Genomic DNA, 425 nt, shown 5'->3' on the forward strand with positions numbered 1-425 from the left:
GTTCCGCCACCACCATCTAAGACATCATTACCAGCAAGGCCGAGTAAGGTTTGGTTAGCAACAGAGGTACCGGTCAGGATGTCGTTGGCGGTGGTACCGGTGATGGTGGGAGCTGAACTACCCACTTTTCCGACACCATCACTCACGAAAATCGCTGTGCCGTAGCGTACCGATTGGGCCACATCCATCACCACGCCACTAGAATTATCAAATCCGATATATTCAACATCGGACATCACAATATCTTTGCCGTCCGGGCCGACAAGGGTGACGCCTGCAACTGCATCCGAAGTATTTGCTACGTTAATGATGTAGCTATAGTCCGTATATAAACCACTAAACAAGGCACGATCAATGCCAGCGCCGCCACCAATCAGATCATTGCCAGTGCCACCACGCAAGATGTCGTCACCCGCATTACCAAA

General features: G+C 50.8%; 1 protein-coding gene. It reads right to left on the reverse strand.

Annotated elements, in window-relative coordinates:
* Positions 1–425 (reverse strand): calcium-binding protein (locus tag ICN31_RS10565; protein ID WP_370624339.1); only part of this gene is annotated, 425 nt, incomplete at both ends.

It is taken from the genome of Polynucleobacter sp. UB-Piko-W3, from assembly GCF_018881635.1.
In the GTDB taxonomy this organism is placed as follows: Bacteria; Pseudomonadota; Gammaproteobacteria; order Burkholderiales; family Burkholderiaceae; genus Polynucleobacter.